Origin of the sequence: Pedobacter sp. KACC 23697 (assembly GCF_045348445.1) — a bacterium.
GTDB lineage: Bacteria > Bacteroidota > Bacteroidia > Sphingobacteriales > Sphingobacteriaceae > Pedobacter.
Genome location: NZ_CP157485.1, coordinates 3,275,676 through 3,299,200 on the forward strand (window position 1 = coordinate 3,275,676; position 23,525 = coordinate 3,299,200).

General features: G+C 37.4%; 15 protein-coding genes. 1 reads left to right on the plus strand and 14 read right to left on the minus strand.

All coding sequences use genetic code 11. The annotated features are described in order from the left end of the window. Nucleotides 1-342 precede the first annotated feature (342 nt). Nucleotides 343-1,527, plus strand: coding sequence for a M57 family metalloprotease (locus ABEG20_RS13060; protein ID WP_406823774.1), 1,185 nt, complete (start codon nucleotides 343-345; stop codon nucleotides 1,525-1,527). An 81-nt stretch (nucleotides 1,528-1,608) separates the two neighbouring features. Here ABEG20_RS13060 and ABEG20_RS13065 read toward each other — a convergent pair whose 3' ends face one another. The 14 genes from ABEG20_RS13065 to ABEG20_RS13130 form a co-directional block, all read right to left on the minus strand. Continuing rightward, nucleotides 1,609-4,281, minus strand: coding sequence for a glycoside hydrolase family 3 N-terminal domain-containing protein (locus tag ABEG20_RS13065; RefSeq protein ID WP_406823775.1), 2,673 nt, complete (start codon nucleotides 4,279-4,281; stop codon nucleotides 1,609-1,611). Between the two features lie 2 nt (nucleotides 4,282-4,283). Further along, nucleotides 4,284-5,708 (minus strand): alpha-L-fucosidase, encoded by a 1,425-nt coding sequence (locus ABEG20_RS13070; protein WP_406823776.1) that lies wholly within the window; start codon nucleotides 5,706-5,708, stop codon nucleotides 4,284-4,286. Nucleotides 5,709-5,714: 6 nt separating this feature from the next. Further along, nucleotides 5,715-7,034: a vanadium-dependent haloperoxidase gene (locus ABEG20_RS13075; protein WP_406823777.1), complete on the minus strand. Its 1,320-nt coding sequence runs from the start codon at nucleotides 7,032-7,034 to the stop codon at nucleotides 5,715-5,717. Between the two features lie 9 nt (nucleotides 7,035-7,043). Then, the gene (locus ABEG20_RS13080; RefSeq protein WP_406823778.1) at nucleotides 7,044-10,391 is read right to left on the minus strand and encodes a VCBS repeat-containing protein; all 3,348 of its coding nucleotides are present in this window, start codon (nucleotides 10,389-10,391) and stop codon (nucleotides 7,044-7,046) included. A 56-nt stretch (nucleotides 10,392-10,447) separates the two neighbouring features. Next, nucleotides 10,448-11,779 (minus strand): cytochrome c, encoded by a 1,332-nt coding sequence (locus tag ABEG20_RS13085; RefSeq protein ID WP_406823779.1) that lies wholly within the window; start codon nucleotides 11,777-11,779, stop codon nucleotides 10,448-10,450. Beyond that, nucleotides 11,779-12,366, minus strand: a complete 588-nt coding sequence (locus tag ABEG20_RS13090; RefSeq protein WP_406823780.1) for a redoxin domain-containing protein — start codon at nucleotides 12,364-12,366, stop codon at nucleotides 11,779-11,781. The genes ABEG20_RS13085 and ABEG20_RS13090 overlap by 1 nt, the downstream gene beginning before the upstream one ends. A gap of 57 nt (nucleotides 12,367-12,423) precedes the next feature. Then, nucleotides 12,424-14,025, minus strand: coding sequence for a SusD/RagB family nutrient-binding outer membrane lipoprotein (locus ABEG20_RS13095; RefSeq protein ID WP_406823781.1), 1,602 nt, complete (start codon nucleotides 14,023-14,025; stop codon nucleotides 12,424-12,426). Between the two features lie 19 nt (nucleotides 14,026-14,044). Beyond that, nucleotides 14,045-17,401: a SusC/RagA family TonB-linked outer membrane protein gene (locus ABEG20_RS13100; protein WP_406823782.1), complete on the minus strand. Its 3,357-nt coding sequence runs from the start codon at nucleotides 17,399-17,401 to the stop codon at nucleotides 14,045-14,047. A gap of 119 nt (nucleotides 17,402-17,520) precedes the next feature. After that, nucleotides 17,521-18,711, minus strand: a complete 1,191-nt coding sequence (locus ABEG20_RS13105; protein ID WP_406823783.1) for an ROK family protein — start codon at nucleotides 18,709-18,711, stop codon at nucleotides 17,521-17,523. Between the two features lie 148 nt (nucleotides 18,712-18,859). Next, nucleotides 18,860-20,053 carry a signal peptidase I gene (lepB, locus tag ABEG20_RS13110; RefSeq protein ID WP_406823784.1) on the minus strand — a complete coding sequence of 398 codons (1,194 nt, stop codon included), beginning with the start codon at nucleotides 20,051-20,053 and terminating at the stop codon, nucleotides 18,860-18,862. A gap of 133 nt (nucleotides 20,054-20,186) precedes the next feature. Then, entirely contained in the window at nucleotides 20,187-20,921 is a 735-nt protein-coding gene (gene dapB, locus ABEG20_RS13115; protein ID WP_406823785.1) for a 4-hydroxy-tetrahydrodipicolinate reductase, read from the minus strand. Between the two features lie 111 nt (nucleotides 20,922-21,032). Further along, nucleotides 21,033-21,746, minus strand: coding sequence for a DUF5683 domain-containing protein (locus ABEG20_RS13120; RefSeq protein WP_406823786.1), 714 nt, complete (start codon nucleotides 21,744-21,746; stop codon nucleotides 21,033-21,035). Beyond that, nucleotides 21,746-22,654 carry a ParB/RepB/Spo0J family partition protein gene (locus ABEG20_RS13125; protein WP_406823787.1) on the minus strand — a complete coding sequence of 303 codons (909 nt, stop codon included), beginning with the start codon at nucleotides 22,652-22,654 and terminating at the stop codon, nucleotides 21,746-21,748. Before ABEG20_RS13125 ends, ABEG20_RS13120 begins: the two co-directional genes overlap by 1 nt. A 7-nt stretch (nucleotides 22,655-22,661) precedes the next feature. Further along, nucleotides 22,662-23,465: an AAA family ATPase gene (locus tag ABEG20_RS13130; RefSeq protein ID WP_335318474.1), complete on the minus strand. Its 804-nt coding sequence runs from the start codon at nucleotides 23,463-23,465 to the stop codon at nucleotides 22,662-22,664. Nucleotides 23,466-23,525: the final 60 nt, after the last annotated feature.

Below are 23,525 nucleotides of genomic sequence, written 5' to 3' on the forward strand. Positions count from 1 at the left end.
ATCAGGCTTTGCTTTTATCTAATTGCATTCACGGGCCGATCTGTCCGAAGCGTTCCGAAGGGCACTACGGATTGAATCATAAAGTTGGATAATAAACAGGAGTGTTACCTAGGTTATTACTCATTTGACTCAAAAATTATTATCTATCCGTAAGATTAAACTTTATTTCAAATGTGAGATGGAAAGTTTAAAATGAGGTGTTTAATTCTAAAAAAAAATCATGCCGTCTTATCAATAACACTTATGTCTACTTTCATTTAATTTAAATAGGAATAGACAGTATTTATACGTATATTGAATCTATAATAATGTAACCATAAACCTACAAAACAAATTTAAGCCATGATCAAACAAAAAATTTATTCGCTCTTTGCCATGTTATTCCTTTTCATGGTCTGTTCCTGTTCTAAAAACAAAAAATTAGAAATAGAACAACATAATGAAATATCTGAATCTGTACTAGCTAGCATTAAACAAATGGGATTTAATACCAATAACGTAACAGTTATGAAAGATGGATACATTGTGGAGGGAGATATTTTTCTACCAAAATCTTCGCTAGGTAAGGCTAAAAACTCATCAAACTTAATCATCGCTAAATCAGAACAGTATCAAACCTATAATCTGGTTCAAAACTTACCCCGTACAATAACAATTTCTGTTTCAAATTTACCTGCTATTTATTCGACAGCAGCAAGTAACGCCATTGCAAGATATAACTCATTAAACTTGAAAATCAACTTCCAACTAGTTAGTAGCAATGGAAATATTGATATCATTGGTTTCAACGACGCTCCTACTCCTACAGGCATTACGTTAGGCTTTGGCGGTTTCCCTTTTTCTGGAAATCCATTTAATCAAATTGGATTAAATACAAATCCTGCTGCGTTTGGCACAAACCCAGATGTTGGCTATATTACCTCGGTAATACAACATGAAATAGGGCACTGCATAGGTTTAAGACATACTGACTATTACGACCGGGGTTATAGTTGTCCGCAGCAGAGTGGAAATGAAGGTAATAGCTATAATAGTGCTGACCCCCAGAGATTTTCAGGTGCAATTCAAATACCTGGAACTCCAGCTTCTGCCGAGCCGAATTCATTTATGCTGGCCTGCAATAATGGTGTAGATCGTTCATTTAATACAAATGACATTGTTGCCTTAAACTATTTATATGGCTATCCTACATACACGTATTCTTTCAGGGTTACAACAATGAGTAATACACCAACTTATTATGGATTAATACTTAATGGGACTCATATTGCAGCAACAATTTCTACCCCACCAGTAAATACTACCTCAACCTATGTTTATAACATTAATAGCTATAACCCAAGTTCGACCTTAGTTGTTAAGATAAGTTCAGGATATATTCCAGTATCTGCCACAGCAAATGCAAACGGCTCTACGGTTAATGGAGTTATAAATGCTACCGATAAAACAATTACTTTTTCTAATCTTAACATGTCTGTACAAAATGGCTATGTTTCCATTGCACTAAAGAATTATGGACTAGATTAATCTTAAAAAAAGCCGCAGATTTGACCAGAATCTGCGGCTTTTTTTTTTGATATGGTTTATAGCCAACCACCAGGGGCGTGGTTACGGCTTCACAATTAAGTTATCTTTCAAATAAAGTGCTTTACTGGATGATCCGATCATGATTCTATATTCTCCAGGGGCTGCTTCCCAAACATTATTAATATCAAGTGTTTGAAGTACTTCTTTATCCAGTTTAAATGAAATGAGTTTGGTTTCACCTACTTTTAAATGTACCCTCTGGAAACCCCTCAATGCAAGAACAGGCTGTGCCAATTTGCTGATCAATGGCCTCATATACAGTTGTACCACTTCTTCACCATCGTAATGACCTGTATTCTTCAGCTCGAAACTTACAGTGGCAGTTTCATTTTTAGCCATACTTTTGCGGTCAAACTTTAAATTTTGGTAAGAAAAGCTGGTATAACTTAATCCATATCCGAATGGAAAAAGCGACTCGCCACTTAAGTTGTTGTAATCATCGCCTCTTCCGGTTGGCTTGTGATTGTAAACCAGGGGCAATTGCGATTCATCAACCGGGTAAGTAATGGGAAGTTTACCTGACGGACTTACTTTGCCAAGCAATACATCTGCAATGGCACTACCTCCGGCTTCGCCAGGGTACCATACATTTAAAACTGCGCTTACTTGATTTAACCAGGGTTGCATATTGATGGCGCTTCCACCAGTTAGTACGACGACAATAGGTTTTCCTGTTTTTGCGAGTTCATTCAACAACAATTCTTGATTTCCGGGCAGATTTAACATCGCCCGATCTAAAAACTCTCCTTCTTTTATTCCGGCAACAAATACGATTACATCATTATTTTTTGAGGCAGCTACAGCATCAGCTATTTCGTTTGATTTTTTGATATCATGATCCCAAATCAGTTTGATCTTACCATTACCCTTAGGTTCAAAAAATTCGACCCTAATGGCATATTCCTTATTTTTTTCGAAATGAAAAGGAACGGTCCTGGTATTGAAAGATTTTTTATCCCAGTTGTCGATCAATAATTGACTATCCATGTATAATCGGTATCCATCGTTGCCTTCCAATCCGATATTAACATCAGCGTTTTGTGGCACTTTAATTTTACCATCCCATCTTACCGAATAATCGTCCAGCAGGAGCTGTTCATCTGGCGGGTATAATGTCCAACTGAAATTAATTACCTTATCATTAATTTCTTTAACTGGTTTTCCAGAGAGCAGCAGCCCTTTGTAATAAGTTCCTGTTAATCCTGTTCTCCCATTATTGGAAAGAAACTGGCTATCAATTGGAAGATAAGCATGCAGTTCTCTGCTACTGCCTTTTAAATAATTGACCTGAACATCATTAGATACTGCGCTTTTCAGGCCATCTAATATATTAATCTTATTGTTTCCAGTGCCGCTGTAGCCACCTAACCTGGCTTCAATAGCATCCTCTCCTAAGATCAGGATACGCTTTGTACTTTTTAACGGAAGTGTATTGTTATCATTTTTTAGCAATACAAAAGATTTTAAAGCTGCTTCTTTGGCCAAATTGCGATTACTTTGATCGCTTAACATCTTTTCGGCAATACTTTCATCTACGTAAGGATGCTCAAACAGCCCCAGTTCAAATTTAGCTTTCAGCACCCTTGTTAAAGCATCATCTATTCTTGATTTTGGAATACTGCCATCTAAAAATGCTGGGAGAAAAAGTTTATAATGGTTATAATCAACCTGAAAGATTACATCGAGTCCGGCATTAATAGATTGTGCTGTGGCGTCTTTATAATCTTTAGCCGTAAAATGTAAAACATTAGCGCCTCCAACTGCACCTGCATCGGAAATGACGAAACCCTTAAAGCCCCACTCCGATTTCAGCTTAGTTGTAAGCAGCCATTTACTGGAGGTTGCAGGTGTACCAAAAACGCTGTTGTAGGACGTCATTAATGAACGGATGCCTACCTTTTTAACGCCATCTTTAAAGGCAGGAAAATGGATTTCTTCCAGAAAATGTTTGTCCATTTCGATGGGGTAACTGTCGCGGCCACCATCGCCAACATTGGCAATAAAATGTTTTGGTGTGACAATAATATTCTGTTTTTCTATGGCGCTCATAAAAGCATGGCCAAGCACAGTGGTTAGATAGGGATCTTCTCCATAGGTTTCTTCTACCCTGCCCCATCTTACATCGGTAGCCATATTAATTACCGGTGCCAAAAGATCTCTTAAACCACGTGCCCTGGCTTCTGTGGCGATAGCTGTACCAATTTTTCCTACTAAAGTACTATCAAAACTAGCTGCTAAACCAATTGATTGGGGAAAAGCCGTAGCTCCTTGCCTAACCAAACCATGTAAAGCCTCGTCAAATGGAATAATTGGAATGCCCAAACGGGTTTCTTCAATAAAGTATTTTTGAATTTTGTTAACCTTTTTAGCCAGCGAAAGTCCATCCTCAGCGGTATTGTAGGTTAACATCTGTTGTGCATTGCCGCTGCCTTGCGCAGCTGCACTTACCTGCAAGCCAAAAATACCGTGCTTGAACTGGTTTTTATTTTGTTCGGTTACGTCACCCGGAATCATGAATAACTGCCAGAATTTTTCTTCCGGAGTCATTCTCGAGATCAGGTCTTTTACCCTTAAATCTATACTTAACTTTGGGTTTTTATAGGGTAAAGATTGGCTTTTTTTAACCTGGGCAAAAAGGCTGCTGCTTAAAAACAATGCAGACAATAAAAACAGGTATCTTTTCTGTTTCGGCATCACTAATTGGTTTCGGGCGTAAAAGAGAAAGTCAACGCAATTTTCTCATCGGTTTTTGGATAATCAAAATGTACTTTGCCGTCTGTCAATTTCCATTTCACTTTTTGCTTATTGCTTAATAGCGTAATAGAAGTTCCTTTTTTAGGAATGCTCCCCTTCCAGGAAATTTCTTTCGGCGCATGACCATCCAATAGCGCAATCCCATAAACGGTTTTGCCATCTTTACTTTGGGTAAACCAGTTTTGCCCGTCATGGTAGTTTTTGGTAATTCTTGTGTCGTATATGGCTGCGCCATTTTTGCTCGTCCATTGACCAATCTCTTCCAGCTTTGTAACCACATCATCGGGCAGGGTTCCATCTGCTTTAGGTCCAACACCCAAAAGTAAACTTCCGCCTTTAGCCACTATTTCTACCAGTTTATGAACTACTTCTTTTGCCGGTTTATATTGATCGTTAGGTACAAAACCCCAGGCGCCGCCTAAGGTCATACAGCTTTCCCAAGGGTAATCCAATTGTTTTTCAGGGATTTTCTGCTCAGGGGTTTGATAGTTTTCGTATTGCCCGTGTACGGTTCGATCTACCATAATTAAACCAGGCTGCGCTTTTCTGGCCATGGCGGCAATTTTAGGCATATCAATATCCTGGCTCCACTCCGGAATAGGCGCACCCCATGAAAGTACCTCTTCATTTACTGAAGCCAAAGGTCTTACCCAACCACCATCTAACCATAAAATATCAATACTGCCATAATTATTCATCAACTCGCCAATCTGGTTTTGGGTATAGCTTTTAAACTTGTTCCAACGCCATGGATTCTTCCTGATGTCGTAATTATTATTTCTATTTGGGGTAGCATATTTATCCCACCAATAATATTGCGAATGCCAGTCGGGCTTTGAAAAATAAGCACCAATCATGAAATCCTGCTTACGGAAAGCATCGAACACATATTTGGCAACATCTTTTTTAGGGTTATTCGCAAACGGACCTTTTGCAATGCTGTAATCGCTTTCTTTGGTATCGAACATGGCGAAGCCATCGTGATGTTTGGTGGTAAACACCAGGTATTTCATCCCGGCATCTTTACCTGCCTTTGCCCACTGCTCCGGGTTAAATGCTGTTGGATTAAACTTCTCACTTAATCCCCAATACCATTTTTTATAATCATCGTATTTCATGGTACTATCTCTTTCAATCCAGTCTTCCGAACAGATTGACCAGGATTCAATAATCCCAGGAACAGCATATACGCCCCAGTGAATGATCATGCCAAATTTTTGGTCTTGCCAGTGTTCCAGTTTCTTTTTTACCGCTTCTTCTTTTGGCCATTCGTATTTCGTTGATTCTTTGAGGATATCGTTTCGTTGGGCATTTGAAAACTTACCCAGCGCAATCAAAGCAATCATTATGGTATATCTTTTTCTCATGTGATGTTATTTAAACTTAATATTTTCCATTTTAAGCTTTTCGACGTGATATGCGCCAATATTCCTTCCTTCAACCTGACCATTTTCTATAGCTGGACGGTAATGAATACCCCCATAAAGCCGACTAATGGCAGCTTCATTAGCAGCCTGGTTAAAAGAGGTGAAACTTCGCACAGGCAATCCGAAATCAGTCTCTGTATTATCCTGATATTTAAAATTATCTCCAAATATTTTAGTGAGTACAAATGCTGCGGCTGTTGAAGCTACGCTATGTCCACTCGGATATTCAGGAAAAGGAGGTGTCTGCAAAGTTGGCCGCCAGTTTTCATCTATATTAGCATTGATGAATGTTTCAGGCCGGATATAGTTACTTCTGTATTTTTCATCCCAACAGCTTATAAAAGCATCAAATAAAGCCATACAGGTATAAGTATAAGCAAAACAACTTTGCATATAATTAAATTTTTTTGAACGACTAGCGATACCAGCTATTGAAATCCAGTGTGCTCCAGGAGAAATCTTTTTCGTTGCATAATTCATATGTCCATTCAGATTTAAAAAGAAAGGATTGCAATCCCAAAATTTAGCAATATCCAGCTGTTTTTCATCCAGGTTTTTACCAACCGTGTAAACTTCATTTGCATTAATATAGAAAGCGCTGTTTTTATCTTTACTATATGGAGGAGGGACTGCGGGTTTAAATTGATCGGCTGACTTCATTACAAGTGGCCTTATTCTATTCCAATAAGGTTCAACAGCTGCCATATAGCCAGGAGGCGTTGGTGACCAGTTACCTTCTTGCTTTACCAAACTGTATCTTCTTAATTTACGTGTTTCTTTATATTGGTCCTGATCAACCCATTTTAACACCGTATCTAATACCGTTTTACCATATAAAATTGAATTTTGCACTATCGAATCAGGATAGCCCTTAGCCTTATACCATGAAAGTATGCTATCTAAACTATCTAGGGCTGCTTGTTCAGAAAAAACAAGCCGTTTTCCGATTTGCCAATAGGCGTATGTCGCAGCCAGCGAATAGCTGATTTGTTTTTGGTTGGGATTGGGGATGCCCCTGAAGCCATTCAATTGACCACTTAATGATAAAAACTGTTTACTATTTTTAACCTGAATTTCGTATGCGGCGATGTTTGCATAAACAAATATTCTACTGGCAACCGGAGGAGAAAATATGTCACTTACGATAATATCTGAAAGTGCTTTTTGCGACCTATGTAAAGGCAAAGGGTCATTTTCATGTTTATGCCACTGGCCATTAGCATTTATTGCAATGCTGAAAATAAACAAAAACAAATATCTCTTCATTACTTTGGTTTAATTATTAGCCTTTAGCAGTTCAACCTGATCATTATTTTTAACGACAATGATTTTGTTTGTCTTCCCTTTAATCTCAATCATATTTCTAACATCTCCATCAATATAAAATCCTGAATCATATGGAGCTAAAGGTTTAAAATCACCGTTGCCGTTTCCAATTAAAAGTAAACCTAAACTGGCATCAGCCTGACCGAGCTGCACTCTGTAGGGATAAAAATTGCCAGCCAAAAGAATATCATCTTTGCCATCTTTATTAAAATCATCTACAATAATGCCCCAAGTCCGCGAAAACTGTGCTTCAATTGGCAGCTTTTTAATTGTAAATTTTCCAGTTCCATCGTTTAATAAAATAGATGTTTCGAGTTGTTTACAAAAAAATTTCTGACTTTTATCCAGTTGTTCCGGCTTAAATAGCTGATCTATTGTTATATCTGAATAAGTACTATAATTTAAAAACCTCTTTTTTAACTGCACCATCTGATCAAGTAACTCATCTCTGGATGCCATTGGATAGTTTTTACCTTGAATGTAATAACAAATGATCGGATCCATCACACCGTCTCCATTAAAATCTGAAGCATAGATAGTTAGTGGCTGCTGGCTACTAGCTTTAAATTGATTATTCAAGCCACAATTTCCAGTAATAAAATCCATTGCACCATCATTATTTACATCAATAGGTACAATTTTACTCCACATACCATCCGAATTTTCCAAGCCTGAATCTTTCTCATAAAGTAGTTGCCCCCTATTATTTTTAAATTTCATTATTGGCATCCAATCTCCACCAACTAATAGTTCCGGATACCCGTCGGCATTTAAATCCTGCCATACTGCAGTTATAATCATACCTGGATATTCTAATTCAGGTGCAAATTCTTTTGTAACATCGGTAAACTTAACAATTCCACCTTTTGATTCGTTACGTAATAAATAACTTTTACTACATAAAGGAAAAGATCCCGGCTTGCTCATACCGCCGACAAAAACATCTAAATCGCCATCTTTATCAAAATCGGCAACAGCAATAGCTTGCTTACTGCTAAACATTCCCGGCAATGCATCATTTATCTTGGTAAATATTCCCTTACCATTATTTAAATACAGTCGGTCCTGATATTCAGGCGAATTTTCGTCGTACTCGTTTCCACCACTCACTATCCATAAATCCGGGCTTCCATCACCATTTGCATCAAAGAAAATAGCATTAACATCTTCACTTGCTTTATCTCCTTCCCAAGGTTGATTGGCGGGCTGACTATAGTTACCATCCTTATTTCCTAGAAACAACCTACCTGACTGACCAATTGCACCACCGATAAAAATATCCTCTATACCATCCTGATTAACATCTGCTTTACACAAAGCGGGACCATATTTGGAAAGCTGATATGGTAACAGTGTTTCACCTTTAAAATCGACAAAATCATTTTCGATATGTTTAAATTTCAAGCCAGATGTCAGTGTACCATCAATAAATAGTGGTTTTGTGTTAATAAGATTTGGTTTTTTATAAAGAGCTTCTTCCTGGCTAATAGCTAATGTCTGATTTGCTTTTACATGTTCCAACAAACTTTCCTTACCATCTGGCCAAATAATTTTAACATAACTGATATCAGTATTTTTCCCTAAACCGAAACAGATACTTTGATCTACACTGGATTGATAACCACGAACCACATATTTTTCCTGATACTGCTGATTTTCGGCCGTTTTAACATAAATTTTAGCACCTATTGCTGCTGTATTTAAGCCTGCTCCCTTAAGTTTAATTTTTAAATAATTTGATTTTTGTATCTCTAAATTGTTTTTATACACCATTACTGGTGAGTTGATGTTGCAAACGATCAAATCCAGATCACCATCATTATCTAAATCGGCATAAGCTGCACCATTTGAAACTGAAGGTGCAGATACACCCCACTCTACTGTTTTATTTGTAAAGGTCAGATCATGATTATTAGCAAAAATGTAGTTTGATATTTTATTTGATGGCATTTTTTTTACCAAATCAAACGTCTGGAATTTTAAGCTGCCTTGCTTTAACGATTCTTTTTGAGCATTGGCAACTGTATATTTAAGAAAATCCATGTCGGTAAAATCTCTCAAATACCCATTAGAAACAAATAAATCCTTCCAGCCATCGTTATCAAAATCAGCAAATAAAGGCGCCCAGCTCCAATCGGTATTAGAAACACCTGCCAACTGCCCAATTTCACTGAAACGTAAGCTACCATCTTCGGCTAACCCTTCGTTTAAGTGAAGCATATTTCTCATTTGTTGTTGGTAATATCCACTATCAATTAGCAAATGGTATTGATCATATTCATCTGGCCCCTTAAGCAGTTTTTGCCGATGGTTATCCTCGGGTAGCATATCCAGCGTAATGATATCAGGACGTCCATCATTGTTATAATCGGCAATATCTGAACCCATAGAATACTTCGAAATATGCCTGATGGATTTTCGGATACTTTCTGAAAAAGTTCCATTTTTGTTATTAATATAAAGACAATCTTGCTCAGTATAATCACTTGAAGTATAAATATCAGGCCAACCATCGTTATTTAAATCACTTACCGAAATACTTAAACCAAAATTCAAAGCATTATTAATGATTCCAGAGGTTAATGTTACATCTGTAAAATGAAATTGGTTGTTTTTAGAATCATTTCTGAATAAACGATTTCCAAATTTCATGTTGGGTGTAGCACGTATCTTTTTGGTATTTAAGAAAGGTTTGTAAGTTTGATTAGAATGATTTAACAAAAACATATCTAAATCACCATCATTATCATAATCAAAAAATGCTGCTTGGGTAGACTGGGTTCCGGGAGCATCCAGCCCATATGCTTCTGCCATTTCTATAAAAACCGGCACTCCAGCTTTCAACCCCTGGTTAATAAATAATTCATTTTTAAGTTTGTTATCCGGAAATTTACCAGAATGACAAACATAAATATCAGGTAACCCGTCTGCATTTACATCAGCAATGCAGACTCCAGTTGCCCAAGTACCATTGCCACCTACATTGGCTTTATTGGTAATATCTTCAAACCTTAAATTACCCTTATTTAGGTACAATTTATTATCTATTTCATTGGCTGAAAAAAATATATCAGGTAAGCCATCGCCATTAAAATCTGCCACTCCAACACCTGATCCATTATACAGATATTCATAATTCATAATATGCAACGAATCGGTTTCAATTACTTTGTTTACAAAATTAATGTTCGTTTCTTTTGCCGATAATAAAGTAAACAAAGGCGTTTGACCGTTCGCATTTTCAATAACAAGCCCCAGCATGCATAGAAGTGCGGATAACCACATTGTTATTTTCATGAAATTAATATTAAATCAAGCCAAAAATTAAAAAACACTATTCTCAGGTAGCCTCTTTATTTTAAAATAATTTGTTCATCATTCTCTTTGTAAGGCAAAAACACAAGTAACATAGTCAGCATTTCATCTGTAGATTTCATATCATTTGCTGAGTAAACGTTTCGTGGCGGACTACTGGGATTATGAGGATTTTCCTTCGTATTGTCGTAAGTACCTTCGATAGTTAATATGGAACCTTTCGGAATTTTCACCAATTTATCGAACTGGTAGATTTCCTGCCACCTAAAATCCCAGGATGGAATAGAAACAAGCTGTATCGTATCTTTTTGAGGAGTAACAGCATATGACCTGAACACTTTGCCTAAATAATGCATGTGTGGCCAAATGTATAACAAGGATTGGTCTTGCGGTGTGGTAATTTTAAGTTCAAATTTCCTTACCGAATCCGCTGGAATAAAAAAATAAGGCTCTATGGATTTTTCACCAACGCCGGCCGATCCTAAGCTAATCACTTCAACCTTTCTTTCGATTGGTTCTTTTTTAAAAAAGAAATTTACACCTGAAATATTTTCTTCTTCTTTTGAAACCGGAGCATAATGTATGGTTAACAATATGACACCACGCTTTGGCATAACCCAGCCAAAATTATTAGGATAAGATTCGTATGATGTTCCTGGGATCCAGCCTCCATAATAGGTCATTGTCTTTTTAAAGGGAAAATACTGCGAATATTTTGTTCTGTCGTCTTCAGTTAAATTCAAAAATTCAGCTCCTTGATTAATATCTATCTCATTAGCTACAGGGTGAATTGCAAAGTTGGCATGGTGCACAACTTTTTTATTGGAAGAAAAAAACTCTATTGCTTCTACATTTTTTTCTGTACCGATATCAAATGGAATTTTAAAAACGATGAAACGCTCTCTGTTATCGCCTAAAACTTTAAATGCTGAAGTTGTTTTTAAAACAAGATCCGGTTTTCTTGAATACTGTGTACCTTCTATATATGTTTTAACAGCCACTTTTGGTTTTTCACCAGCATCCCCCATCGGCATTTTAGCGTCAACCCACTTTAATATGGTTTGCTTTTCTTCATTTGTCAATGATCTATCGTTTTTAAATAACCGATAGTGATTGTCTGGTTTCCATGGAGGCATGTAACCAGATTGAGTTACTTTTTTAATGAAGGAAGCTCTTTTTGCAACATCCTCATAGGTTAACAAGGAGAAGGGTGCGGCTTCTCCAGGTCTATGGCAAGATTGGCACTTGTTTTGAATAATGGGCGCAACGTCTTTGTAATAAGTTATTTTTTGGGCTTTAACACTACTCAAAAAAGTGAACGTGCTCATTAAAATGGCAATACTTTTTAATAATAAAGATTTCAGACTCATTATATGTCGTTAATTAAGCAACCTACAGGAATGGTTTTTTTGAATGTCTGTTTGCCATTTAATTGGTCTTTTATTGCTTTTTCAAGGTATTTCTCTGTAATTACCAGTCGTTTTTGACCTAGCGAGGAAGCCCAATTGTCAATTAATCCACTATAGGTTATTGCGCCCATTTTATTGATCAAAAATACTTCTGGCGTGGTGGTAGCATTTAAATATTTAGACAATTGCTTATTTCTATCTGTTAATAAACCGAAATTGATACCATACTCAGTCTTTAGCGCATTTATGTCTTTTGATGAATAACTCTTACCTGGAATAACACCATAAAAATTAATGCCTTTATTCTCATTTTGAAGTTTTACCAAGCCTGGTAAATAATTTTTACATAATGGGCATTCAGGACTTAAAAAGACAATCACTGTTGGTTTATCTAAATTAATCCGACTTTCCTTGCCGTCTAAATTTATAAGTTTGATCGTATTTAGTTTCGTTGCAGATACTAAATTTTCCTGAGCTTTAATCCATGACGGAGCGAGGGCTACGATCAAGAAAAAACTTAGGCGATAAAAAACATTCAATAATTTCATTGCTTTTAATTAAAAAGAACCCTTAGTAGACTACTAAGGGTTCTTTCAATTTAGTGATTATTTTTTATCCCACCAAACACGACCAAAGGCATCATTTGGTCCGGAACCAAAATCAGGATTTTTGGCCATTTCGACAATTGCTGCCTGTTGATTTGCATAGTTTAAATTGGTTGTACTTAACAGATCAATACCAGCTCTACGTGCTAAAACAAGTGTTGTACCATTTGCTTTAAGATCGGACCATGCCAACACCGATGTATTGTTGGGAAAGCCAGTTCTTTTCCACCAGGCCCACGCCTCTAATGGCTGCCTAAAGAAATCAAGGTAAGCCTGACAAGCAATTTGTTCTGTTGCTTTAGTTGCATCGAATTTAATACCAACCTTATTATAATAGGTATCAATAGCCGAAGTTGCTACTGCGTTAAAGTTTGCAACCTTGGCATCAACAGCTCTATCACTATAGAATTGAACTGAAGCATAAACTCCATTTTTATACCAAGTTTCAGCCACATCTGTAGTAACACCACGGGCCGCAAGATCTGCTCGTAAAAAGCAATATTCGGCATAAGTTAAAACAGGAAAAAATCCTTTGCCTGTACCAGCACCTAAGCCATCGTTTTCATTGAAATTGGGTGTAAACAACCTATGTTGTAATTGTGACAGATTATCTAGTGATGCATAGATTGGTGCATTTGCAGGTAATTTTGCTTCATCTGGACTTGTAAAACTACCTACATAATTTCCTGCTGCATTTGGACGATAGAATGCAGACAACCTTGGGTCACCTTTAGCTACCATAAAATCCAATACAGGCTTACCAGCAGCAAAATTGGCTGGACTGTAGTTACCGCTACCATCTGCATAATACGGGCCTACTTTAAGCATCCATGAATCGTTAACACCAGCCATTTGTACCGGGTCAGCTAATACTTCAGTAGCGATTGATTTCATTTTGGCAGGATCAACCTTAATTAAACGTACTGCAATTTTTAAACGTAAAGCATTTGCTGCTTTAGCCCAAAGTGTAGCGTCACCATTAAAGTAAGGGTCATTTCCTCCAAGGCTAATCTGTCCGGCTGCATTGCTTTTTAAAGTAGCTACCGCTGCTTTCAATTCGGCATCTACTTTTGCAAAAACGGCTTGTTGGGTATCATAAGTTGGTGTTGTCGTACCACCATATCTTGCCTGAAAAGCCTGAGTATAAGGAATACTTCCATTGATATCACTTACGTAAAATGCATAGTAAGACAAAAGTATCTGTGAAATTGCTTTCATATTTACTCTTGCATTTTTATCTGCATCAGGCATCGATTCGATATTTTTAATCGCATCAACTAAAGCTGGGCCTAGTCTGCCATAAAATATTTTACCATAACGCGTATTAAACTGTGAACCAACATTATTAAAATTCAATCCATTTCCCGTACTTAAAGTAGCATACTGCATCCACAAGTTGGCTGCGCGGTATACATCTGCAAAATACTCAAAATCGTCTTGTGAACCTACTGCAGCACGAAGAAATTGATCCTCTGGCTTAATCTCATATAATGTGGTAGGGTTCAAATTTGCTTCAACAAAACTCTCCTTTTTACATCCGCCTGCCACAAGCAAAGCTGAAACCATAAGGAAATATATTTTTCTTTTATTTATAGTTTTCATATCTATATTTCTTTAATAACTAAAACGATGCCCTGATATTAAAACCTAAACTTCTAACCAAAGGCCAGCCTCCATATTCAGCAAAAGCACCTGCCCTATTGCTAAAAATACTTTCAGGATTAATACCATCTTTCGCAGTTTTATACAAATAAGCAATATTTCTACCTGTTAAATTTAAGCTTAGTGTATTTATCTTTAATTTGGACAAATACTTACCAGGAACATTATATCCAACAGTTACCTCGCGAAGCGCTACCCAAGAGTTTTCAAAAACCGAATATTCTCTAATTCCACTAGACCATTGACTTAAGTTTTCATAATAAGCATAAGCCGGAATTGGTTTTAATAAACCTTGCTTCACTGCTTCGGCATAAGTCATTCCACCTAAATCTACTCCATTAGCTTTTAATCCGTCGTTTAATACACCATCAGGGATAATACCATCATGCTGTATAACACCATTCGCATCAGTATAGGTTACACCACCTGATGCCTCATCTCTACCAAAAAGTGAATTGGCAAACGAACCATTGGCTGATCCATATTGGTGGGTTCCTGATGCCATTAAACCACCAATCTTAGCATCTATTTGAAAACCAAAAGTAAAGTTTTTATAAGATAAATCTTGTCTGGTACTAGCGAGATAATTCTCCATCATGGTACCTAAATTTTTCTTGGTACCGTCATAATCCTGAGATCTTACAAAAGTGTAATAACCTCCGGTAGTTCCATAACCTGTATTACCCAACACTTTTTTACCATTGCTTGGACTTGCAATTGGGTTACCATTTGCATCTTTCTTTTGATAATATGAAAAGGCAGAGCCTGTAATCAATGAACCATATGTTTCACCAACTCTGGCCACGGAAGTGATATCATTACCAAAAGCTAAATCAAGGTCATAATTTTCAACACCAGGTGCCAATTCTAAGATCTTATTACGGTTACGCGTAAAAGTTACTGAGGCATTCCAGTTAAAATCTTTTGATACAATCGGTTTTGCAGTTAATAAGATTTCAATACCTTGATTTTGGATATTACCAGCATTTAAAGCTTGAGAGTTAACGCCAGACTCTTGTGGTAATGCAAAACTTAAAATTTGATTGTAAGAATTTTTCTTGTAGTAAGCAAAATCAATATTAATACGGTTCTTTAAAAAGCCTAAATTAGTTCCAATTTCAAGTTCCTTGGTTAACTCGTTCTTTAAATTATTGTTTTTAAGAATATTATCGCTAAACCCGTAAACAGATTGGTTACCACCACCAGCATTATTAAAAGTACCATCTTGTAACCTATAGTAACCAGCTGTATTAGTATATTGTGACAGAGCAGACAAGCCTGTATAAGAATAAGATGCTCTTAACTTACCAAAAGATAATATTGAACTATTTTTAAATGCAGGTAATTCAGTAAATATCCACGACAAACCTACACTTGGATAGAAGTATGAATAATTACCATGACCATCTTTATAGGTTAATGCTGATGACCAGTCATTTCTACCACTGAAATTTAAAGTCAGCATATTTTTCCATGTAATATCACCATACAAATAAACCGCATCTGTACGCTCACCTAAATTTGGATAGGCAGTTGTTGAGGCAGGATTAATAGAATTAGCAATTGAATATACATCAGGAATTTTAAGCCCCCCATTTGTGTAAGACCTGTTATAAAAAGCAGAATTACCTAGATTTTTCTGATAGGTTTCTGCTCCTAAAGATGCATTTAATTCAAAATTGTTCGAAAGTTCCTTTGTTGCATTTAACAATCCTTGAATGCGATATGATTTATTTGTATTTTGAGTGATTTCATAATCACCACCTGAAAAAGCAACACCACTACCTCTATTTTTTCTTTCATAAGCAATGTTATAAAAGTTTGTATTGGTTCTTACTAAAGCAGAAAGCCATGGAAGAATTTTGATATTTACATCAATATTTGCCAGCAAGTTATTTTCCTTTTGTGTTCTGTTATCATTTTGAAGTGTGTAGGCAAATGATCCGATACCATAAGGGTCATAAACATTACGATTGCTTGAACCTAGAGCACCACCAGTTACGGGATTGATATTATTATCTATATAAGCACTCAAATCAACGTTTCTAGGTTTATAATAGGTAAATGCAAATAATGGATTGTTTGCACTTCCCTGCCTTGCCGGATTCAAAGAATTTGACATAGTATAATTTACACTGGCATCAACAGAAATAGCTTTTGAAATTACCCTTGTTACCCTAAGCGCGAACGCATCTCTTTTTAAATTATTACCAGGTAAAACACTTGAGTTGTACAAATTGGTATAAGCTAAACGGTAAGTTGTATTTTCATTTGCACCTTCAACTGACACGTTGGTATTTATAAATTTGCCAGTGTTAAAATAATCTAATGGATTATTCGCTACCCATGGCCTCACTACCCCGTCTAAATCTTTAACCATTCGCCCATCCAATTTAGGACCGAAAGAATAACCACCCACATAATAACCTGCTGATTGGTCAACAACATCCATTCCATTTGCATCTTTTGCAAATACAGGTGAAATACCACCTCCATATTCATTTTGAAGATCTACAAATCTATAAGCATCATCAAAAGAACTGGTTTGTGACACTGTTACACCTAAACCTTTTGAAGTTTTTCCCTTTTTAGAGGTGATAAGTAGTACACCACCCGCAGCTTTAGAACCATATAATGCCGAAGCAGCAGCTCCTTTTAGCACACTAATACTTTCAATATCATCAGAGTTGATATTTTTCATGATATTACCAAAATCTGCAGCATCTCCCCATGAATCTGCTCCTGAAGTACCTGGTTCTAGTAGTATGCCATCGTAAACCACTAAAGGTTGCGTGTTCGAACTTAGTGATGAATTACCTCTTATTCTTATCCTTGATGATGAAGTAGGACCACTGGCGCCTTGATTGATCATCACACCCGCTACCTTGCCTTGCAAAGCATTTACCACGTTGGCATTGTTGGCTTGTGCTAACTCTGCACCACCCACAGCTGTTGCAGAATAACTTAGCCTTTTAACATCTTTTTTAACACCAAAGCCCGTAACAATAACATCACTAAGTGATTTAGAATCATCATTCATCACAATAGTTAGGTTATTAGAAGCGGAAACTTCCTGAGTAACCAGACCTATAGATTTAATAATCAATTTAGCACCTTCTTTAACGGTAAGGCTGAATTTACCATCAGCATTAGTAGATGTGCCATTTTGAGTTCCCTTTTCGAGGATACTTACCCCAGGGATAGGGTTACCAGTATCGTCTTTTACCGTACCGGTAACGGTTTTCTGTGCAAAAGCACTTATTGTTATGAAACATAACAATAATATACTCAAACACTTTAAGTACATTTTTTTCATAATTTTTTGTTTAGTTTAAGATTAGTTTAAAAATTTTTGACTTTGTGCGGAGTCTTTTATTTTGTCATATCGTATTGGTTTTGGTTAAATATTTATCTTCTATTTGTTAGTTATCTGTCTTAATCGAACTGGTTATATTCGATTACCAAACTTCCGGCAGCCAGTAATTCGGCTTCATCCGTCAGGGTAGAAAGTTTTATTTCGGTTTGTTCTGCTATTCGTGGAATACAAAACTCATGAATTGCCTGTTGTATCGGCGGTAAAAGCATTTTACCTGCTTTAGCACCTCTTCCACTCAAAACAATACACTCAGGATTTAAAAGGTGTATTAATGTAGCCACCCCCTTACCCAATTGAAAAATCGCTTTCGCCAAAACAGATATGGCCACAGGATCTTGCTCACTTACAGCGTGTAAGAAATGATCTGCAGGATGTCTACTTTTGTCTTTGAACAGTTTTTTCATACTTGATTCGGCACCTGCAGCTATGGCTTCTTCTGCCCGTTTGGCCATGACCAATAAAGAGGTATCAACCTCTAAGCAGCCTCTTCTGCCGCAAGAACACAAATTGTCGCTATCTGAAAGCGGGATATGACTAAATTCGCCGGCACTGCCACTACTGCCCCGGTATAGCTTACCATTTACAATAATTCCCAAACCCGTTCCCCAGCCGATATTAACCACCATTACATCCTTTAGATCAATGGCTTCTCCGAAATTTAATTCAGCCATTGCAATTAAACTAGAATCGTTATCTATATGTACTGGTAAATTGATTTCGGAAGATAGATAATGTTGTAAGGTTGTACCTTCATTAACTTTAAGAAAAGAATGATTTATGCCTTCATCTGCATTAACAAAACCTGGCATACCGATCCCAACCCCTAAAATATCTGCCCTGTTGATTTTAGATTGATCAATACTGCTGTTGATGAAATTAACCAGGTCGCCAATATTACAATCATTTGATGACAGCTCAAACTCTAAAGTCCGGATTGGCGTAACCATTGTTCTCGAAAGATCGTAGATTGTTAGCCTTGATGTGAGCTGGTCCATCGCAATGGCCACAATATATTTTTTAAGATTGGGATTGATCAGGAACATTGCTGCCCTTCTGCCGCCTGTTGATGGTGCAAAACCCTCCTCTATAATATAACCTTCGGCAATTAAGCCATTAACCACGGCGGTAACCAAGGGCAAACTCTTTTGCGTCAGCTTACTCAGATCTGTAAGTGAAAGCGATTTTTTGTAGTATAAATGCTTAATAACACCAGCCCTAAGACGTTGGTTTTTTTCAACAATTACAGACATAATATTTGATTACAGATCAAACTTAAAAAATATTTTCAAAACATCATTATACTTTTTAATTTTTTTTAAAAGTTAATTATAAATGTGTTATAAACAGAAAGGGCGAATAATCTTCGATTATCCGCCCTTTCTAAAGAATTATATTTTATTAATGGATTCCCATGAATAATCTGCTCCACCTGATTTTATGTAAAAAAGATGCGGTACTATCCCAGCTCATCCAAACAAATAAAGCCTTACCCACAATATGGTCTTCAGGCACAAAACCCCAGTAACGAGAATCGGCCGAGTTATGGCGGTTATCGCCCATCATCCAATAATAGTCCATTTTAAACGTATAGGTTGTGGCTACCTGATCATTAATATACCAAACCCCGGCCTTTTGTTCCACTTTATTTCCTTCGTAAGTTCTGATTGCCCGGTAATACAACGGCATGGTATTGCTATCAATTTTAACAGTCCATCCTTTTGAAGGTATTTTAATGGGACCAAAGTTATCCCTGTTCCAAACCCTGTTTGGATCGTTTGGAAAAACACCACCCGGAACAGCTCCGGCAGGATCAGGACTTAAGGTTACTGACTTTACAAAATCAAAAGTTTTCAGCTTTTCAGCAATTTCCGGCGAAGCATCTACGATGTAGGTATTGGCAGCCACCGCTGGTACACTGCCTAAATTTAAATTAAACTCATCAAGCGCTGCATAATTAAAGTCCATGGTTTTAAACTCAATGCGATACGGCATCATACCCGTATTTTTTAAAGGTTCATCCTTACCATTTACATTGGCAATACCATTACTCATCGAAATCACATCGCCCGGAATACCGATACATCTTTTAATAAAGTTTTCGCGTTTATCTACCGGACGGTCTACAATAGTATAGGTACTCCTCACCTGTTCCCGGCCCATGCTCCGTACTAAAGCATAATAACTTTCTGCCTGGTTTTCTACAGCAACGGTATCGCCTTCGGGAAAGTTGAATACCACTACATCGTTCCTTTTAATTTTAGACAAACCTGGTAAACGGTGATATTTCCACTGTACGCCATCCCAATAAGCTTTGGTAGAAGTAGTTAAAGGCATGGTGTGGTGAGCAAAAGGAAAAGCAACCGGGGTCATCGGGATCCGCGCCCCGTAATTAACTTTACTTACAAAAAGGAAATCACCGATCAGTAAAGATCTTTCCATCGAACCCGACGGAATAGTATAGGCCTCGATAAAAAATACGCGGATGATGGTTGCAGCCACCACTGCAAAAACAATGGCATCAACCCACTCGCGGGTTTTCGTTTTTTTCTTCTTTGGGGCATCTTTTTTTCGTTGCCAGAATTTATAATTCATATATCTTATTTTTGGTTTCGCGATTTATTTTAATCGACTACCTGTTATCTGTAATCTTTTAGTGTGATTTCACTGATTGAGTGATTTCACAGATTATATTGTGCTTTGGTCTTTCAGCTTTAGGCTTTAGACTTTATTCAAAAATATCAGTTATACTGAAAAATCCTTTTTTATCTTTCAGCCATTCTGCTGCTACAACGGCCCCTAATGCGAAACCCGCTCTATTATGAGCCGTATGTTTAATTTCTATTTCATCTACCTCGCTACTGTAAATTACCGTATGCGTACCCGGAATATTTTCTATCCTATGCGATTCGATCAGCAGTTGTTCGGCTTTCGGAAATAATTCAACATCAGTCCCCACCACTTCGTTTAACCACTCTTGTTTCCTATCCAGGTTATCCACGATCCCTTCTGCAAGGGTAATAGCTGTACCACTTGGCGCATCCAGTTTTTGTGTATGATGAATTTCTTCCACCTGAACATCGTAGGCAGGATAATTATTCATCAGTTTGGCCAAGGTTTGATTAAGCTTAAAAAACAAATTTACGCCGATACTGAAGTTAGACCCATAAAGCAAGGTATTGTTACTTTTATCGCAATCATCTTTTACTTCCTGCAATTTGCCATACCAGCCAGTTGTTCCGACAACCACAGGAACATTGGCATCAAAACAGGCATCAATATTTTTTAAAACCGAATCAGGCGTACTAAAATCAATTGCCACATCCGCTGATTTTAAATTTTGCCTGGTCAAATCTTCCTGATTATCGATCGTTATTTTCAACACAATTTCGTGGCCACGTTCCAACGCAAATTTTTCGATAATCTGCCCCATTTTACCATATCCTAAAAGCGCAAGTTTCATCTGTTTATGTTTGTTTTAGTTTATATTTTTATTTTTCGCCCTAAATCTTAGCTGTTAATGCGGTAAATCATCACCATTTTATATGTTATGGATTGTCATGATTTCCGGGCATTAAAAAGTTAACGACAATTTTAATGCAGGTGTTAAATTTAAACCATACATTGAATCGGCATTAACCACGGATGGCATTACCCTGAAAGAAAGATCATCATCAATATTAAAGAAATGCAAACGGGCTGCAACATAGGCATCGATGATATTGGCCGCATAAAGTAACCCGTAAGAAAAGTATACAATCTGCGAATTCCGCTTGTATAAACTTTTCCCGTCCAGCACACCCTGATCGCTATACTGCGTTAAATCTAACTTTTTTCCCGGATGATCCTGGCGGTATTGTGCTTCGTTCAAAAAACGTTTGTAGTTCTTTCTGCTGTCCATTAGCGATAAAGTAAGTGCAGTGGCGCCACCGTAAATCGCTGCAATTTTGCCACCAGTGTACAGCTTCTGAAAAAACTGGCTTTTCCCGGCCCTTGTGCCATAACCATCGTTAAGCAGTTGCATATTATACAATTGACCCCAGCCCGGTATAATCATCGATCTGAAAACAGCCTTTCTACCGGCAACCTTACCCGGATTAACGTACCTGGCTTTCATCGAATCTTTTCTGGTCATCGGTTTTTTAGCCGCAGTATCCAAAGATTTAGATAATTTAATCTTTGCGGTATCAGCAGGTTTTAATAAAGTATCCTTAACCTGCGCAGTAGCCAGGTTCACCAGAAAAAATGCAAACGCAGCAACCAGTAGAAAAAGCTTAGTCTTTTGCATTACCAGTCTAATAATTCCAGAATCCGGTTTAAATCGTCATCACTCATAAAAGGAATTTCTATTGCTCCCTTACCATTCTGACTTACCTTTAACTTTACACGGGTAGCAAATTTAGAAGCCAGATCGTCCTGTAATTTTTGATATTGAAAGGAAACAGCCTTCTCTTTTGGCTTATCGCTGGCTTTTAAAGGTACATGTTGCAAATTACGTACAAGCTCTTCCACTTTACGTACAGACAAACCTTTTTCTAAAATCTCCTGGTGAATAAACAATTGTTTGTCCACCCCGTCAACATTAATCAAGGCTCTTGCATGGCCCATGCTAATTTTCTGATCACGGATAGAGGCTTGAATAGCAGGCGGAAGTTTTAACAAACGCAGGTAATTGGTCACCGTAGTACGGTTTTTACCTACACGTTCGCCTAGTTGCTCTTGTTTTAAACCCACCTCATCAATCATCCGCTGGAAACTCAATGCCACTTCAATAGCATTTAAATTTTCGCGCTGAATATTTTCAATCAGGGCCATTTCCAACATCTGCTGATCATTGGCACTACGGATGTAAGCAGGCACCTGGGTTAAACCAGCCAGTTTTGAGGCCCTGAACCTCCGTTCGCCGGATATGAGCTGGTATTTATTTGCAGCCAGTTTTCTAACAGTAATGGGCTGTATCAAACCCTGTATCTTTATAGAATCGGCAAGCTCGTTTAAAGCGACCTGATCAAATTCGGTACGGGGCTGGTATGGATTGGTTTCAACTTCAGTTAAACTGACGTGACTGATATTGCCAATCTGCTCGGTTTCGCTCACCGCATTTACCTGCTGTTTCGGTGGATGAGCAGATTCGCTATCATCTAAAAGCGCACTTAACCCTCTTCCTAAACCTGTTTTTCGCTGAAAAGATGTCATCTATAATTTATAAAGTTGCTGTTCCAATGTTTTCTTCTTCCTTTAAAAGACCGTTTTTCTTTACAATTTCGCGGGCAAGGTTCAGGTAGTTGATGGCACCTTTGCAATTCGCATCGTGCATAATAACTGAAACACCGTAGCTAGGTGCCTCACTTAAACGGGTATTACGTTGAATGATGGTATCGAAAACCAATTCATTAAAATGCGTTTTCACCTCTTCTACCACCTGGTTGGATAAACGCAAACGTACATCGTACATGGTCAATAAAATACCTTCAATCTCCAGATCAGGGTTTAAACGGTTCTGAACAATCTTGATGGTATTTAATAACTTACCCAAACCTTCCAGTGCGAAATACTCGCACTGTACCGGAATAATTACCGAATCGGCTGCAGTTAAAGCGTTGATGGTAATTAAGCCTAAAGATGGCGAACAATCGATGATAATGAAATCATACTGATCTTTAACTTTCTCTAAAACCGCTTTCATTTTATACTCACGGTTATTGAGGTTGATCATTTCGATTTCAGCACCTACCAGATCGATATGGGCCGGCAATAAATCTAAATTCGGTGTATCGGTTTTTTGGATGGCCTGTAAAGGATCGATATCATTGATGATACACTCGTAGATGCTATCTTTAATATTCCGGGGATCGAAACCGATACCTGAAGTCGAATTGGCCTGAGGATCAGCATCTACCAGTAAAGTTTTGTATTCTAGTACGGCCAAACTAGCAGCCAGGTTTATAGATGAAGTTGTTTTACCAACACCACCTTTTTGATTTGCTAATGCAATAATTTTGCTCATCTATGTATCCGAAATTTACTTAACGTTTATTTGGGCTGTGTTATTTATGCGTTTAAATTG